The sequence below is a fragment of the Cerasibacillus terrae genome, assembly GCF_008039555.1.
Lineage (GTDB): Bacteria > Bacillota > Bacilli > Bacillales > Amphibacillaceae > Cerasibacillus > Cerasibacillus terrae.
Map to the genome: position 1 here is coordinate 144,232 of NZ_VDUW01000001.1, position 15,160 is coordinate 159,391.

Below are 15,160 nucleotides of genomic sequence, written 5' to 3' on the forward strand. Positions count from 1 at the left end.
ATTTGTGAGTATTGCAGTTAGTGATAAAAACAGTGCCGTAACACAAAAAAGAAGTATCGGCGCTGTACTGTGGGATTATTTAACAACTGTCGATCATATGAAGGTTGCTCATCTATATCTTTTTGGTGGAGCTTTCTTCTTTATCCTCGGTGGTATTGAAGCAGTAATTATTCGAATTCAACTATTAGTACCAGAAAATGACTTTGTAAGTGCTGGTTTTTATAATGAAATAATTACCATGCACGGTACAACAATGATATTCCTAGCAGCCATGCCGCTTTTACTCGGTATGATGAATGCGATTATGCCGTTACAAATTGGAGCAAGGGATGTAGCTTTTCCATTTTTGAATAGTTTAGGGGTCTGGTTATTTATTTTAGGTGGAATCATGCTAAATATGAGTTGGTTTTTTGGCGGTGCTCCTGATGCTGGTTGGACAGCATATGCACCATTATCCACTACATCACCAGGGCATGGGGTTGATTTCTATGCTGTGGGATTACAAATAGCAGGTGCAGGAACATTAATGAGTGGTATTAACTTCTTAGTAACCATTATTAATATGCGCGCTCCGGGTATGACATATATGCGGATGCCATTGTTTACTTGGACGACATTTATTACTAGTATTTTGATTTTATTTGCTTTCCCTGCTTTAACAGTAGGACTATTTTTATTAATGTTTGACCGTATGTTTGGATCTGCATTTTTTGATGTTGCTCTTGGAGGAAACACGATTATTTGGCAACACTTATTCTGGATTTTCGGTCACCCAGAAGTGTATATTTTGATTTTGCCAGTTTTTGGTTTATTTAGTGAAATATTTTCAACGTTTTCCAAAAAACGTTTATTTGGGTACACATCCATGGTATTTGCAACAATGTTAATTGCATTCTTAGGATTTATGGTTTGGGCTCACCATATGTTTACTGTAGGTATGGGGCCAATTGCTAACACCATTTTCTCTGTTGCGACAATGGCTATTGCTATTCCAACAGGTATTAAAATCTTTAACTGGTTAGCAACAATGTGGGGTGGAAACGTAAAAATTAACTCAGCAATGTTATGGGCTCTTGGATTCATTCCATCTTTCACAATTGGTGGTATGACAGGAATCATGGTTGCTACTGTTGCGGCCGACTATCAATACCATGATACGTACTTTGTTATCGCACACTTCCACTATACAATTGTTGGTGGAACAGTAATGGGAATTTTTGCTGGACTTCATTACTGGTGGCCAAAGATATTTGGACGTGTGTTAAATGAAACACTTGGTAAAATTACATTCTGGACATTCTTTATTGGTTTCCATATGACATTCTTTATCCAACACTTCTTGGGATTAATGGGAATGCCACGTCGTTACTGGGTGTTTTTAGAAAATCAAGGGTTAGACACTGGGAACTTTATTAGTTCGCTTGGTGCCCTATTCATGTCAATTGGTGTAATTGTGTTTATTTATAATGCGATTTATGTATGGCTAAAAGGTGAAAAAGCAGCTGCAGACCCATGGGATGGGCGTACATTAGAGTGGACGACTGCATCACCACCAGAACATTATAACTGGAAACAAACACCATTAATTCGTGGTTTAGACTGTCTATGGATAGAAAAAACAGAAGGTAATGGTAAAATGACACCTGCAGAACCATTGAAAGATATTCATATGCCAAATAACACAATCATACCGTTTATTATGACACTTGGATTCTTTATTTCAGGTTTTGGGTTCATTTACCAAACAGAAAATAAATTGTGGTATATTGCACTATTCGGTGGAATGGCTATTGCATTATTAGCAATGCTTGTAAGATCTTTACAAGATGATGTTGGCCATTACATTACAAAAGAGGAATTAAAAGGGGAGGCTAAATAATCATGAGTCAGGATCAGATTTTAAATCCAAAATCATTACCAAATTCACCAGAAAAGGCCACCCTTGAAGGTAAAAATAAGTTTCTTGGCTTATGGTTCTTCCTTGGTGGCGAAACTGTACTATTTGCCAGTTTATTTGGTTCATTTGTTGCACTGCGTAATTCTACAGCAGGGGGTCCATCGTCCGAAGAACTCTTCGGACTGGAACTCGTCTTTCTTATGACAGTCATGTTGTTAACGAGTTCTTTAACAAGTGTTTATGCGATGTATCATATGAAAAATCATGATTTCAAAAAAATGCAATTGTGGCTTGGTATCACTGGACTATTAGGAATTGGTTTCCTTGGTCTAGAGATTTATGAGTTTACGCATTATATCACGGAATATGGTTTTACATTTAGATCATCTGCTTTTGGGTCAGCTTTCTATTCTTTAGTTGGCTTCCATGGCGGGCACGTAACATTTGGAATCGTTTGGTTAATTGCCATTATGGTTCGTAATGCAAGAAGAGGACTAAATTTATACAACGCACCTAAATTCAATACATTTAGCTTATACTGGCACTATATTGATGTTGTATGGGTATTTGTATTTACTGTTGTATATCTAATGGGAAAGGTGGGCTAAGTCGTGACAGAAAACACCAATACCAATAATCAACTAACAGATTTTCACAGACAGAAAAATAAAGAAGAAATGAAACGTAATGTCATCTCCTTTGCAATGATGATAGTTTCTACTATTATTGCATTTGCTGTCGTTGCAAGTGGCGTGATGGATCGTGTCTTTGCTATATTTCTTTTATTTATCTTGGCCGTAGCTCAAGTTGCATTCCAATTCTTTTATTTTATGCATATGAAAGAAAAAGGTCATGCAATGCCGGCCGTTATGATTGTAGCAGGTACATGGGCTGCATTTCTAACTACTTTTGGTTTAATAGCAGCCGTATGGTGGTAATTATTTGAATGACAAAAGGGGGATCAGAAATATATCTGATCTCCCTTTTTAATGAACAATTTGGATTATCAAAAATAATTGTTTATGATTTGTCATATTCTAAACATGTTTATAGTGTTAATTTGTGATATGTTGTATACTAATGAAAACAATTCACATCTATGGAGATGATATTTTATGTGGCTTCAACTACAAATATTTGGATTTCGTGCTTTGTGGAGTCCATATTTTATGATATTTGTCATTAGTTTAGGTATTTTATATTATTTAATTACAGGTCCGTATCGCCATAAGTTTGGCGGAGAAGGGAAACCACGTCCTACTCTTAAACAGAATATTGCAGTCTATACTGCACTCATTATTTTATATGTTGTAAAAGGCTCTCCGGTTGATTTATTATCCCATATTATGTTAACTTTTCATATGACACAATTAGCATTATTATATTTGGCTTTTCCAATATTATTATTAAAAGGATTGCCGAAATGGTTATGGGAGAAAGTGCTTTATTTACCAATTATTTATCCAACATTAAAATTATTGACACATCCTATTATTGCTATTCTGTCATTTAATGGACTGTTTTCATTATATCATATACCACCAGTATTTGATTTTACGAAATCATCAATACCAGCACATACCGTAAGTACAATAATTCTTTTAATTGCAGCATTTATTATGTTTATTCCGATGATGTCACCTATTAAAGAATTTGATCGATTAAAACCGTTAGTAAAAATCTTTTATATCTTTGGGAATGCTGTTTTAATTACTCCGGCATGTGTATTAATTATCTTTGCTGATGTACCGTTATATGAAGCATATACAGCTAGTGGTGCGTGGATTCAAGCTTTAAGTTTATGCGTTCCTGGTGATATTCTAACTGGTATACCAGATTTAATTTCTGGTCCAGAACTTTTCTCACCATTAAGCATTTTAGATGATCAACAATTGGGTGGTATTATTATGAAAATCCTACAAGAAATTACGTATGGTATCATTTTAACCCAAGTTTTCCATGCATGGTTTACGAAGGAAAATTTAAAGACGGATCCAATTCCCAATCAGATACCTGAATCACATTTATAAAAATAAAAATACCTAGAGGAGAATAGAAGAATATGCCTTTATTACCAACGATAAGTACATCTTTTATTATTTTAAGTGCTATTTTAGTTGCTATTGGATGGCGACTCATTATAAAGGGAGAAAAGCGCGCACATAAAAAGACGATGATTGCAGCCGCGATTAGTGCGTTATTGTTTTTCATTATTTATGTATCACGGACGGTGTTTATAGGTAATACAAGCTTTGGCGGACCTGATGAAGTGAAAATGTATTATACAATTTTCCTTATTTTTCATATCTTCTTGGCTACTACTGGAGCTGTCTTTGGTATTATTACATTGATATTGGCATTTAAACGCAATATTAAGAAGCATCGAAAAATTGGGCCAGTTACAAGTATTATTTGGTTTTTTACAGCAATAACCGGTGTTGCGGTATACTTGCTTCTATATGTATTTTATAAAGGCGGAGATACGACAAGTTTGATTAAAGCAATATTAGGTACGTAATAAAAAAGTATGAACCACTATGATGGTTCATACTTTTTTATTGTCCAATTTGATCAAGGACCTTTAGCCCATACTTTGGGAATAACATTCAGCCAGGGTGCAAAAAAGCTCACTGATTGACATTTTACTTTATATTTTTATTTTCCAATTAATAATTTTTGCCTCTTTTGCCGAGCGGTAGGTGATGACAATTAATGGTCCTAAAATAAATCCCAAAAATCCCAGTAATTTTAATCCTAAAAACATTGCAATTAATGTTATTAATGGAGAAAGTCCTATTTGTTGGCCCATGACTTTCGGTTCTACCGTTCGCCTTATAGCTAACAGAATAATAGCTAATATAGCTAATTGTATTCCCATTGATATATCATTTGTTAAAAACATAAACAATGACCATGGTCCAAGAATTACAATGGAACCGATAATGGGGATTAAATCAATAATCCATATGATTAATGACATGATAATCGCCACATCTGGAGCAATGATAAATAAACCAATTAATGATACAAAAAATATGATTAAACTAAGAAAAAGTTGTGCTTTAAGAAATCCTAACATTACTTGTGAAAGTCTTTTTCCCATAAAGGTAACTTTTTCTTGTGTAGTTTCCGTCATAAGTGAAAAGGCTCTATTTTTTAACAAAGGAAGTTCCATCATAAATAAAAATAAAGCAATAATGTACACAATGATGCTAATTAAATATTGTGGTATTTTCGATACAATTTGTGCGATATTATCAATTGTAAAAATATCCTTTGCTTTATCTGTTAAAGTTGATAAATTATCTTGTAAGCTATCTGTCACTTGTTTAACGAATTCAGGGGGCATATTACTAGTATATTGCTTAAAATGGGTTTCCCAATCTTGGTAGATTTTATTCAATTCATTAAAGTATAATGGGACATCTTCAACAAAATTTACAATTTGTGCAACAGCTTTAATCACAATAAATGTGCCAGCTACACCAAGTAATAGAACAAACAATAGAAAAATGATAATAACAGACAACTCTCGGGAAAATTTTAATTTTTCCTTCATGGTACGGACAATCGGGTTAAGGGCCAGCGCAGTAAAAAAAGCAACAACTAATGGTATAGAAATTGGTAAAATAAAATAAAACACGATAATGAGAGAAACGGACAATAGAATAAGTGTCCAATGCTTTTTACTAATTTTACGGATCAATCGATATATAATCTCCTTTCTATAGGAAGATGACGAACAAATGACTTATTAAGAATATAGCATGTAATAAGGTATTTGAACAGATTAATTTCCAAAAAATATTAATGAAGTTTTAATTAAAAGCTTTTTTTAGCACTTTGTTTCTGATGCGGTTTCTTTTTTAAAAAAGAAATATTCTTACATTATATGAATCTTATAGAAATGGTTTTATTTTAAAAAAACTCACCATCATATCTATTCATTTGAATACCTAACAGGAACTGTATATTTAAAAACCGACTGTTTATAAAAAAACAGTCGGTTAGCGACAAAGGAAATATTATTTTTTATATTGAATGAGTTCCTCTTTTGCTTTCGTAATAAGTTTATTGGCACGTTCAATTAAGTTTTCGGAAAATTCTTCCTCGCCGTATTCGATACCATGTGGGTAATAGTGTTTTCCAAGTAGTGGTGTCATAAGTTTAATGACGGCATCCCCACGATCAACATCACCTTCAATGGCATATCCTTGAATACGGATATAATATGTAACGTTTTTTTCTGTTGAGCCAATCTTATAATCATATGTAACACGATCATAATCCCATTGGCCAGCACGGATAAAGGCGTGTTTTCCCATGACATGATCAAGTGGTTTTAAGTCGAAAGTTAAATCTTCTATACCTAAATTTTCCAATTTCATTCTTTTCACCTCACAAAATAGTCCTTTCTAAATTATCATAGTATGAAAACTTAGAAGTTGCAATTAATATGAGTATGATTTTCTTTAATTAAAGAGATTTGTTAATGGTCATACAATGCAAATCTAGTACATATATTAAATTAATGAATAAAATATAGAAGGTGATGATTGAATGCGTTTGTGGAAAATACTATTATTGATAGGCTCTATTGCTGTTTTAACCATTGTTTTCTTCATAAATAATAGCACATTAAAAAGTAATGAGTCAGTTATGGAAAAGGAAAATCAATTAGAAACAAAACAAATTCCTCATAAAAAGGTGTTAAGCGAGCAATTTACTGGACCTATATTTGATATGATTGGAAAATCTACGAATGAATTAGAAGAGGAATTTGGTGATCCAATTCGAAAGGATATGAGCGCATACGGCTATGTATGGTGGGTTTACCCGGATGAGGAATCATACCTCCAGTTTGGTGTGGAAGATGAAAAAGTTGTGACAATTTATGGCACGGGTGATATCCAATTTGAACCTGTTACAATTGGGAAACCCTATAAAGATTTAAATGAAGAATTGGATTTTTCAAAAGAGGTAACCTATCAACACAAACTAAATTCCTATCAATTTAGATTGTCAAAAGAAGAAATCAAATCAAAACCATTGGTTCAAGTAACAGATCATATATTTATGCAATTGTATTTTGATATATTTACAAATAAGCTGTCATCTATTCGAGTTTTAACAGGTGATGTTTTATTAAAACATCGTCCATACGAGATTAAATATCGCGGTCAATTACCAGAAGAACTAAATTTAACGGAAGAACAGTGGGAGAAAATAGAAAAGGGAATGGAACAACAAATTTTTGATATAACCAATCAATTTAGAAAAAATCATCAAATAAATGGATTAGAATGGGATGAAACAGTAAGAAAGGTAGCCTATTTGCATAGTAAGGATATGGAGAATGAACAGTACTTTTCCCATTACGGATTAGACGGTAGTGGTCTAAAAGAGCGTTTAAGGGCTGAGGATGTTTTTTATGTTGCGGCAGGAGAAAATATTGCTGCATTATATCCAGACGCACCATCAGCAATGGCGGGCTGGTTAAATAGTAAAGGACATCGGGAGGCTTTGTTAAATAAAGAATACACACATTTAGGGGTGGGAGTCTATAGAATGTATTATACACAAAATTTTTTAGAAAATCCGTAAAACTGGAAATAGTGCACGACGGCAATCATTTTCGCATATTATAGGGATGAAATACTTCAAATACGTTATCATTTGAGGTGAAAAAATGAGTGAACAAAAATTAGACCCTACCGTGCTTGCGTTTAAAACATTTATCAATAACCATCCGAAACTAATTACAGAAATAAGGAAAAACGGCCGTTCTTGGCAGGAATACTATGAAAAATGGCTCTTACTTGGGGAAGATGACTCGTTTTGGGACACATATAAGGAATCAGATGAGGATTCAGAAAGCAAGAGTGAATCAGGTGGTAAGAAAGCAGAATTATTTTCACAAATTGTTAAATTGACCAATCAAATTGATTTTGATAGAGTACAAAACCAAGTAAGCCAATTAAATGAAACATTATCAACAGTACAAGAACTAATTAACCAATATAAAAAATCAAAAAATCCAACACCAAAAGAGCGTCCAAATCACTTATTTCATTTGTTTAGGGATTAAATAATATGGATCAATCTGTTATGGCTTATTTAAAAGCACGGCCTGATTTATTAAGAACTGTCCGTAAGCAACCAATATGGTATCGTTATCTATCACGAAACCCTAGTAATATACAAGAGCTTGAGAAGGTAGCAAAACAATTTTATGGCAAAAATTTTACTGGTAGGGTAGAAAAATTAAATGAGAATGTACAGATGATTACAATGCTAGTTCAGTTAATCGAGTTAATGAATGAGTAACTTTATGCTTTTTCTGTCTTCTTTTATTTTAACTAAAAGGTGTTGATTCTTTTTGAACATGCACGAATATGTTAAAATGAATTAGAAGATAGGGGTGAATATGCATGATTGTAAATGAACAATATATAGAAATACTAGATCAATCAGAACAATTAGGAGCAATCATACTCCAGTCTGATGTGATGCAGGATTATAAAAATGCTAAAATAGAATTACAATATGACCAGACCGCTCAAGGACTAATCCGTGATTTTGTAAATATAAAAGATGATTATGAAGATGTTAAACGGTTTGGACGTTATCATCCGGACTATAATGAAATTATGAAAAATGTTCGAGCTACAAAGCGAAAAATGGATTTAAATGAGAAAGTTGCTCAATTTAAAGTAGCTGAACGAAATATACAGCGCTTACTTGATGATGTAAGTGAGGTAATTGCAAATAGTGTAAGCGAAAATATAAAAGTCCCTAAAGATGGGGCAGCGTTAACAGATAGCGGTTGTGGTTGTGGTTCTGGAAATGGATGTGGCTGTCAAGCCTCTTAATATAGATAAAAATAAATAAAGTGAGGTGGAGAAATTATTGGCACGCCAAGGAATTATTGTTTGGTTTCAACATAGAAAGAATTTAAAAAAATTACGAAGACATGGACATCTTTTATATGCATCTAAAAAAATGAAATATGCCGTAATATATGTTGATCAATCGAAAATAGACGATATTGAAGAACGATTATTAGAGTATCCTTTTGTATCGAAAGTAGAACGTTCTTATAAGCCGTTTGTAGACACCACGTTTGAATATGTGATCCCAGACAAAGCAAAACAATACGATTATAAAATTTGATTACTAGGTTTTAGTCCATAAAAAAACCTGCAGATATCACATCTGCAGGTCTCTTTGTTTTCAATAAAGAAAACAAAGAGGCAAAGGGAGAGGAGAAACCGGAGATAACTTATGGGGAAGTGTAAGTCTTCTCCGTGTTCTAAAACAGCTATGTAAAGTAGCTGTCTCACTGATTATTTTAGACAAAAAGAATAAATATATACATAATTGGTTGCATTGTTTTAAAAAAGTATTAAGTAGTCGTTTAACATATCACAACAATGAGAATAAATTCTTTCTCATTATAAGAAAAATTATGAAGAGGAAATGCTTTTCTAACAATAATAGTAGGCCATTGAAGGAAAGAATTTTTATTTTTTTTAGGAAAAAAGGTATAATCTTATGTAAAATATTGTCGCTTTATGATAGGATAAATGTCGAGTGAACTTGTTTGGGGTGGTAACATGCGAGTTATTGCAGGAAAACATAAAGGAAGAGCGTTAAAGGCAGTTCCAGGTCAAAAAACAAGACCTACAACAGATAAAATAAAAGAATCCGTTTTTCAAATGATTGGTCCATATTTTCATGGTGGGAGATGTTTAGATTTATTCGCTGGAAGTGGTTCGTTAGGAATTGAAGCTTTAAGCCGAGGAATGGATGAAGCTATATTTATTGATAAGCAGGGAAAAGCAATTCAAACGATAAAAAATAACTTAAAGACATTGGATCTTACTGAAGAAACAGAAGTATACCGAAATGATGCTTTCCGAGCGATTAAGGTACTTGCCAAAAGAGGATTGACCTTTCAGCTTGTATTTTTAGATCCACCATATAAAATAGGAAAATATGGCGCATTAATTGATTCCATCATGTCGCATCAAATTCTTGGAGAAAGCGGTTTCATTTATTGTGAGCATGATGCAAGTGAGAATATTTTATGTAAAAACAGCTATTTAACACTTTTCAAACAGCAAGTTTATGGGGGAACTACAGGAATTACTATTTTTCAAAAGGGGGAAAAATAAAATGGGAAAATTAGCGATCTGTCCGGGCAGTTTTGATCCAATTACATATGGACATCTTGACATTATTCAAAGAGGAGCAAGAATTTTTGATAAAGTTATTGTAACAGTATTTAATAACCAATCAAAAAATCCATTATTTACTGTAGAAGAAAGACTAGAGTTAATTAGGGAATGTACAAAGGATTTTCCAAACGTTTTTGTAGATTCCAGTAGTGGATTATTAACTGACTATGCAGAAAAGAAAAATGCTCAAGTTGTTTTAAGAGGTTTACGCGCTGTGAGTGATTTTGAATATGAAATGCGGATTACATCAATGAATAGGCGCTTAAATGAAAAAGTGGAAACGCTGTTTATGATGACAAACAGTCAATATTCTTTTCTTAGTTCAAGTATTGTAAAAGAGGTTGCACAGTATGGCGCATCGGTATCAGAGTTAGTTCCTGAAATAGTAGAAATTGCACTACGAGAGAAATTCAACAAAAAATAAAATGAAATACAAGAGTCCTGTGTAACTAGAAATAGCATCATTCTTGGGGGTTAGCTTGTATAATAGTTCAATACATATTTCATACATCCGTCTCTAGAAACACAGGACTTTTTATTTTATATTTTTATACTCTCATTTTTCTTGTCCGATTAAACATAATAATAATTGCTATTCCGACGAAGATGAAGGAGAAATACGGGCCAATCTCTTTTATAAAGCTAAACGCTTTCATCCATGCATCCACTTGATTAGAATACATAACAGGAACATTACTACCTGCAATTGGCTTTCTTGCTACATATAGTGGGTAATACAATATAATGGTTAATATACTAGCAAATATTCCATGTAATAATCGCGCCATAAAATAAGGATAGAAACGAATATCTGTATTTGCAAGAATACTTGCAACTTGTGCTTGAATTGAAAAACCATTAAAGCCGAGAATAAAGCTAATGATGATTATTTTTGCCAGTAATGGATCTGCAGATATTTGAGAGATTAAATTTGCACCAACTGTAATCTCGAATAAACCAGAAACAAGTGGGAGACTTAAATCTCCGGGTAAAGTAAACATATTTAATACATATTCAATTAAATTGGCGACAATTTGTGTAATGTGAACAAGATAGAGCATCTCCGTTAGGACAGAGAATAAAATAATGAATCCTCCAACCATGATGAGTGTTTTAATGGATTGAATAACAGCATCACCTAGGATCATACCAAGAGGACGGGTGTCTGCCATTCTCATTTGATGCATTTCCTTAAATGCCTGTTTTAAAGTGGTTTTTCTTTTAACACTTTTTCTCGTCATAGATTCTTTTTGTTTGGGATTTTTTCCGTAAAATCGCATACAAATACCAACGAGAAGATTTCCCGCATAATGGCATACTGCAATAAACAATCCAAGGGCTGCATCATGAAAAAAACCGACAGCGATTGCGCCAAAGATAAATAATGGACTAGATGCATTTGTAAAAGCTACTAGACGTTCTGCTTCTATTTGGGAGAGTTCCCCTTCTTCTCGTAATCTTGCTGTTATTTTTGCTCCTGTTGGGTATCCACTTGCCATCCCCATAATCCAAGCAAAACTGCCTACTCCTGGAACATTAAAAATAGGCCTCATTACCGGTTCCAATATACGACCAATAAATTTTACAACTCCAAAGCTGAGTAATAATTCAGCAATAATGAAAAAAGGTAACAGTGATGGAAAAACTACTTCCCACCACATGTTTAAGCCGAGAAGACTAGCATCAAATGCTTCTTTAGGAAATGTGATGAGTAAGGAAGCTAAGAAGATGACAAAGCTTGCTAAAACGATTGTTATTATTACTTGCTTCAATGTATTTCCCCCTAGAGTATAACAATGTACTTTTTATTACACTTATTGTAAAATATAGTGATTATATAAAATTCATGGATGTATAAATATATATAAAGCATGTCTTTATCAATATACGCCAGTACAATAGGAGATTATGACATCATTTATTTCTTAATCGAACAAAGAAGTTGAAGATTAAATAATGGGCAGAAAGGAGTTCCAGAATGAAGTTAACGAAAAGATTTATTATCTCTTCTACTTTAGCAATTTTGCTGGCAATATTTTTATCATTTTATCAACTTCCATATTATATTTATAAGCCAGGGGAAGCAGATGAGTTAAATCCAATTGTTGAAGTAGAAGGGGCTTTTCCAAGTAAAGGGGATATGCACCTAGTTACAGTGAAAGGTGGACCTGCTACACCGATTCAGTTTTTAATGGCGAAAATAATACCACATCAAGAAGTAATGCCAATTGAACAAGTCATCCCAAAAGAAATTAGTGATGAGGAATATTTCCATGCCCAATTACTAATGATGGAGAATTCACAAGAAGCATCTATAATGGTTGCATATGAAGAAGCAGACAAAGAAATAGATATTGAATATGACGGAATCTACGTCGTTTCTGTTATGGAAAATATGCCTGCAGATGGAATTCTTGAACCTGGTGATCGCATTGTAGGAGTAGATGATACAGAAATAAAAGAAGCAGATGATTTAATTCGTTATATTGAAAAAAAGCAAGTTGATGATAAGTTAACACTTGATATTATACGGGAAGATAAATCATTAACAAAGGATGTAGAATTAGAGCAACTTTCTGAAGAAGGAAAAATCGGGATTGGAATTAAATTAGTTACTGATCGGCATGTTAATGTAACTCCAAAAGTTAATTTTTCAAGTGGAAATATTGGTGGTCCAAGTGCAGGATTGATGTTCGCTTTAGAAATATATGACCAGCTAACGGAAGAAGATTTGACAGGTGGATTAAATATTGCTGGCACAGGTGAAATTGATTATGAAGGAAATGTGCATCGAATTGGCGGAGTTGACAAGAAGGTGATTGCAGCACATCGAAAAGGATGTGATATATTCTTTGCGGCAAATGAAAATGGAAAAAAAGACTCTAATTATGCAGTAGCAAAACAAACCGCCGAAGAAATAGATACCGATATGAAAATTATACCAGTGGATACGTTTGAAGAGGCTTTAACTTACTTAAAGGAATTAGAAAAATAGTGATATAAAAACCGAGACAATTTTATGTTCATTTAGTCTCGGTTTTTTATATTAATCATTTAGAATAATTGGACCTTGAATTTCTTGCTTGAATAAATGACGCCGGATCTGTGGTGGAATAATACTATAATATGTGTATGAAGCTCTTTCTTCTATTTTTAATAAAGGATGCATTTCACGCTGATAGCTGGAGACAATTGGGATAGAAAGATTGCTTTTTTTCTGATTTAAAAATAATTGTCCATTTTTGTTCATACCAAGTAAACGAATATATGGAATAGAACGGGATTCTTTTATAGACTTCATCTCTTCTTTCTTCGTATTGGTTAAAATATGTAGAAACATACGTTGTAATCGTGTCCAGGTATATCTTTTTGTTTTTATTTTTTGCATTAAATCATAAAATGTTACAGCTTTTTTTGTGAATTTTTTAATACGATATTCGATTCCTTCATCTATACCTTCAATGGTAACAAGTTCTTCAGGTGTCATCGTTCCTATTTTATATTGTAGATAAGGAAAATACAGTTCCCAATGATGCCATGTTTTTGTTTTATTATAATATGATTGCAGCTGTTTAGTTGATTGAAATGGCATCGTTTCTTTGATTTTATTTATATTTTCTTTTTGGTCTATGATTTTTGTGCGAATACTTGTAGCACTTGTAATGGAATTTGTAATTTCTGTATCATGATAATCATTTTTAATTCGTTTGATTGTACAGGCTTGTATATCAAGTTCTTGTTCAAGTATTTGCCGAATATAACTAAATCCTAAAATGTTATTTGGTTTAGAAAAATCAATCGTGTTTGCAGGTATAATTTTTTCTAAGGCTTTCTTATTAGCTACTGGAAAAGGAAGTCCTTGAGTTAAATATTCTTTCAGTGTATGCTGATATTGTGCTTTGTTTTCCTGAAGCATATGATAATGATTCAGAAAGGATTGAATATCGCCTGATTCGCTACCAAAGCATAGCTGTTCAACACCTAATTGATGTAATGATTGGACACTTCCGAATGCAAAAAGGTTACTACTTTGGACCGCATATCCATACGGAAGTTCAATAACGAGGTCAATCCCTGAGTTGAGGGCCATTTTTGTACGATGATATTTATCGACAATTGCGGGTTCACCTCGTTGAAGAAAAGAGCCACTCATAACTGCAATTAGAACATCTGCATTCGTAATCTTTTTAGCTTGCCTTGCATGATATAGATGTCCATTATGAAAAGGGTTATATTCAACAATTAAACCACAAGCATTCATTATTTCCCAACTCCAATATATTTTTATAATAGTAACTGTTTTCATAGTTTATCAAAAAAGTACGTAGCATGCATCTTGTAACACTGGAGATACTAATCATTAAAATAGTGAAGAATATAAAAGTAAGTATATTCATATTGACAAAACGGGATTTTCTATATAAAATTATTCTTGTTCCCTTGAGGTGATATGATTGAAATTTACTTTAGGACAGATTAAGAAAAACACAATAAATAATACTTCTTTTTATTTTAAAGAAGAAGTAGATGTTTCTGATCTAAAGCAATTAAATGATGAGATTCGTAAAATTAATTCTGTTGATGTTGCTGGAAACTATGTGATGCAAGGAGAAGAAATTATTTTTACTTTTACTATAACTGGAGAAATGATTTTACCTTGTGCCCGAACATTAGTGGATGTAAAGTATTCCTTTGAAATAGATGCATTGGAAATTTTCTCTATTTCACCATACTATGGAAAAGAAGAAGAGGAAGAAGAAATTCATCGAATTGATGGAGAAGTGCTTGACTTAACTCCATATATAAAGGAAAATATTTTATTAGATATGCCATTTCGGGTTTTTTCACAGGATGAAAAAGCGCAGAATAATGTACCTCAAGAAGGTCGAGGATGGGAAGTAGTTTCAGAGGAAAATAAATCTGAACGAGAACCATCGATTGATCCACGTATGAAAAAATTACAATCTCTGTTAAAGGATAATAAGAAAGAAAAGTAACGATAATAACACTTTTCTTTAAAGGA

Annotated in this window: 18 protein-coding genes; 14 read left to right on the plus strand and 4 right to left on the minus strand. The window is 33.0% G+C overall.

What is annotated here, in order from left to right; all coding sequences use genetic code 11:
* Window positions 1-4 precede the first annotated feature (4 nt).
* The 5 genes from ctaD to FHP05_RS00725 all read left to right on the plus strand — a co-directional run bounded on the left by ctaD (window position 5) and on the right by FHP05_RS00725 (window position 4,415).
* The gene (gene ctaD, locus FHP05_RS00705) at window positions 5-1,879 is read left to right on the plus strand and encodes a cytochrome c oxidase subunit I (protein WP_230973899.1); all 1,875 of its coding nucleotides are present in this window, start codon (window positions 5-7) and stop codon (window positions 1,877-1,879) included.
* 2 nt (window positions 1,880-1,881) lie between these two features.
* Window positions 1,882-2,505, plus strand: a complete 624-nt coding sequence (locus FHP05_RS00710; protein ID WP_147665108.1) for a cytochrome c oxidase subunit 3 — start codon at window positions 1,882-1,884, stop codon at window positions 2,503-2,505.
* A gap of 3 nt (window positions 2,506-2,508) precedes the next feature.
* Entirely contained in the window at window positions 2,509-2,835 is a 327-nt protein-coding gene (locus tag FHP05_RS00715; RefSeq protein ID WP_147665110.1) for a cytochrome C oxidase subunit IV family protein, read from the plus strand.
* A gap of 177 nt (window positions 2,836-3,012) precedes the next feature.
* Window positions 3,013-3,927: a cytochrome c oxidase assembly factor CtaG gene (gene ctaG, locus FHP05_RS00720; protein WP_147665112.1), complete on the plus strand. Its 915-nt coding sequence runs from the start codon at window positions 3,013-3,015 to the stop codon at window positions 3,925-3,927.
* 32 nt (window positions 3,928-3,959) lie between these two features.
* Complete coding sequence (locus FHP05_RS00725) at window positions 3,960-4,415, plus strand: DUF420 domain-containing protein (protein ID WP_147665114.1); 456 nt, start codon at window positions 3,960-3,962, stop codon at window positions 4,413-4,415.
* A 129-nt stretch (window positions 4,416-4,544) separates the two neighbouring features.
* On the opposite strand, the gene ytvI is transcribed toward FHP05_RS00725, so the two are convergent.
* Window positions 4,545-5,603 (minus strand): sporulation integral membrane protein YtvI, encoded by a 1,059-nt coding sequence (gene ytvI, locus FHP05_RS00730; RefSeq protein WP_147665116.1) that lies wholly within the window; start codon window positions 5,601-5,603, stop codon window positions 4,545-4,547.
* A 319-nt stretch (window positions 5,604-5,922) separates the two neighbouring features.
* A complete protein-coding gene (locus FHP05_RS00735) occupies window positions 5,923-6,285 on the minus strand; it encodes a YugN family protein (protein WP_147665118.1) in 363 nt (120 codons plus the stop codon).
* A 172-nt stretch (window positions 6,286-6,457) separates the two neighbouring features.
* On the opposite strand from FHP05_RS00735, the gene FHP05_RS00740 reads away from it, so the two are divergent.
* The 7 genes from FHP05_RS00740 (at window position 6,458) to coaD (ending at window position 10,561) form a co-directional block, all read left to right on the plus strand.
* A complete protein-coding gene (locus FHP05_RS00740; RefSeq protein ID WP_147665120.1) occupies window positions 6,458-7,501 on the plus strand; it encodes a CAP domain-containing protein in 1,044 nt (347 codons plus the stop codon).
* Window positions 7,502-7,586: 85 nt separating this feature from the next.
* On the plus strand, window positions 7,587-7,985 hold the full coding sequence (ylbD, locus tag FHP05_RS00745; RefSeq protein ID WP_147665122.1) for a YlbD family protein: 399 nt from the start codon (window positions 7,587-7,589) through the stop codon (window positions 7,983-7,985).
* A 5-nt stretch (window positions 7,986-7,990) separates the two neighbouring features.
* Window positions 7,991-8,224 (plus strand): YlbE-like family protein, encoded by a 234-nt coding sequence (locus FHP05_RS00750; RefSeq protein ID WP_147665124.1) that lies wholly within the window; start codon window positions 7,991-7,993, stop codon window positions 8,222-8,224.
* A 104-nt stretch (window positions 8,225-8,328) separates the two neighbouring features.
* Entirely contained in the window at window positions 8,329-8,769 is a 441-nt protein-coding gene (locus FHP05_RS00755) for a YlbF family regulator (protein ID WP_147665126.1), read from the plus strand.
* Between the two features lie 37 nt (window positions 8,770-8,806).
* Window positions 8,807-9,070: a YlbG family protein gene (locus tag FHP05_RS00760; protein WP_147665128.1), complete on the plus strand. Its 264-nt coding sequence runs from the start codon at window positions 8,807-8,809 to the stop codon at window positions 9,068-9,070.
* A gap of 443 nt (window positions 9,071-9,513) precedes the next feature.
* The gene (gene rsmD / locus FHP05_RS00765; protein ID WP_147665130.1) at window positions 9,514-10,074 is read left to right on the plus strand and encodes a 16S rRNA (guanine(966)-N(2))-methyltransferase RsmD; all 561 of its coding nucleotides are present in this window, start codon (window positions 9,514-9,516) and stop codon (window positions 10,072-10,074) included.
* 1 nt (window position 10,075) lies between these two features.
* A complete protein-coding gene (coaD, locus tag FHP05_RS00770) occupies window positions 10,076-10,561 on the plus strand; it encodes a pantetheine-phosphate adenylyltransferase (protein WP_147665132.1) in 486 nt (161 codons plus the stop codon).
* 124 nt (window positions 10,562-10,685) lie between these two features.
* On the opposite strand, the gene ylbJ is transcribed toward coaD, so the two are convergent.
* Window positions 10,686-11,909 (minus strand): sporulation integral membrane protein YlbJ, encoded by a 1,224-nt coding sequence (gene ylbJ / locus FHP05_RS00775; protein ID WP_147665134.1) that lies wholly within the window; start codon window positions 11,907-11,909, stop codon window positions 10,686-10,688.
* A 206-nt stretch (window positions 11,910-12,115) separates the two neighbouring features.
* Here ylbJ and FHP05_RS00780 point away from each other — a divergent pair, with 206 nt between their 5' ends.
* Window positions 12,116-13,132 carry a SepM family pheromone-processing serine protease gene (locus tag FHP05_RS00780; protein WP_147665136.1) on the plus strand — a complete coding sequence of 339 codons (1,017 nt, stop codon included), beginning with the start codon at window positions 12,116-12,118 and terminating at the stop codon, window positions 13,130-13,132.
* Between the two features lie 51 nt (window positions 13,133-13,183).
* Here the strand turns inward: FHP05_RS00780 and FHP05_RS00785 are convergent, their stop codons facing one another.
* Window positions 13,184-14,398 carry a nucleotidyltransferase gene (locus FHP05_RS00785; RefSeq protein WP_147665138.1) on the minus strand — a complete coding sequence of 405 codons (1,215 nt, stop codon included), beginning with the start codon at window positions 14,396-14,398 and terminating at the stop codon, window positions 13,184-13,186.
* A 193-nt stretch (window positions 14,399-14,591) separates the two neighbouring features.
* Between FHP05_RS00785 and FHP05_RS00790 the strand changes: the two genes are divergently transcribed.
* A complete protein-coding gene (locus FHP05_RS00790; protein WP_147665140.1) occupies window positions 14,592-15,134 on the plus strand; it encodes a YceD family protein in 543 nt (180 codons plus the stop codon).
* Window positions 15,135-15,160 lie beyond the last annotated feature (26 nt).

Excerpts from the sequence above, each read along its gene's own strand:
- FHP05_RS00710 (WP_147665108.1), top strand. The coding sequence starts at position 1,882 with ATGAGTCAGGATCAGATTTTAAATCCAAAATCATTACCAAATTCACCA.
- ctaG (WP_147665112.1), top strand. The coding sequence starts at position 3,013 with ATGTGGCTTCAACTACAAATATTTGGATTTCGTGCTTTGTGGAGTCCA.
- FHP05_RS00725 (WP_147665114.1), top strand. The coding sequence starts at position 3,960 with ATGCCTTTATTACCAACGATAAGTACATCTTTTATTATTTTAAGTGCT.
- FHP05_RS00735 (WP_147665118.1), bottom strand. The coding sequence starts at position 6,285 with ATGAAATTGGAAAATTTAGGTATAGAAGATTTAACTTTCGACTTAAAA.
- FHP05_RS00740 (WP_147665120.1), top strand. The coding sequence starts at position 6,458 with ATGCGTTTGTGGAAAATACTATTATTGATAGGCTCTATTGCTGTTTTA.
- ylbD (WP_147665122.1), top strand. The coding sequence starts at position 7,587 with ATGAGTGAACAAAAATTAGACCCTACCGTGCTTGCGTTTAAAACATTT.
- FHP05_RS00750 (WP_147665124.1), top strand. The coding sequence starts at position 7,991 with ATGGATCAATCTGTTATGGCTTATTTAAAAGCACGGCCTGATTTATTA.
- FHP05_RS00755 (WP_147665126.1), top strand. The coding sequence starts at position 8,329 with ATGATTGTAAATGAACAATATATAGAAATACTAGATCAATCAGAACAA.
- rsmD (WP_147665130.1), top strand. The coding sequence starts at position 9,514 with ATGCGAGTTATTGCAGGAAAACATAAAGGAAGAGCGTTAAAGGCAGTT.
- coaD (WP_147665132.1), top strand. The coding sequence starts at position 10,076 with ATGGGAAAATTAGCGATCTGTCCGGGCAGTTTTGATCCAATTACATAT.
- FHP05_RS00780 (WP_147665136.1), top strand. The coding sequence starts at position 12,116 with ATGAAGTTAACGAAAAGATTTATTATCTCTTCTACTTTAGCAATTTTG.
- FHP05_RS00785 (WP_147665138.1), bottom strand. The coding sequence starts at position 14,398 with ATGAATGCTTGTGGTTTAATTGTTGAATATAACCCTTTTCATAATGGA.